We start from the raw sequence: 661 nt of genomic DNA on the forward strand, positions 1-661 counted from the left end.
ACGGCTTACAGAACGCTCCCCTACCCAACAACGCATAAGCGTCGCTGCCGCAGCTTCGGTGCATGGTTTAGCCCCGTTACATCTTCCGCGCAGGCCGACTCGACCAGTGAGCTATTACGCTTTCTTTAAATGATGGCTGCTTCTAAGCCAACATCCTGGCTGTCTGTGCCTTCCCACATCGTTTCCCACTTAACCATGACTTTGGGACCTTAGCTGGCGGTCTGGGTTGTTTCCCTCTTCACGACGGACGTTAGCACCCGCCGTGTGTCTCCCGTGATAACATTCTTCGGTATTCGTAGTTTGCATCGGGTTGGTAAGCCGGGATGGCCCCCTAGCCGAAACAGTGCTCTACCCCCGAAGATGAGTTCACGAGGCGCTACCTAAATAGCTTTCGGGGAGAACCAGCTATCTCCCGGTTTGATTGGCCTTTCACCCCCAGCCACAGGTCATCCGCTAATTTTTCAACATTAGTCGGTTCGGTCCTCCAGTTAGTGTTACCCAACCTTCAACCTGCCCATGGCTAGATCACCGGGTTTCGGGTCTATACCCTGCAACTTAACGCCCAGTTAAGACTCGGTTTCCCTGCGGCTCCCCTATACGGTTAACCTTGCTACAGAATATAAGTCGCTGACCCATTATACAAAAGGTACGCAGTCACACC

The 661-nt window shown here is 53.1% G+C and carries 1 rRNA gene; it reads right to left on the reverse strand.

The features are described 5' to 3' along the window. Positions 1-661, reverse strand: a 23S ribosomal RNA gene (locus AC2FAJ_RS23500); the annotation flags it as partial.

The sequence above is a fragment of the Enterobacter cloacae complex sp. 385G4 genome (assembly GCF_057320665.1).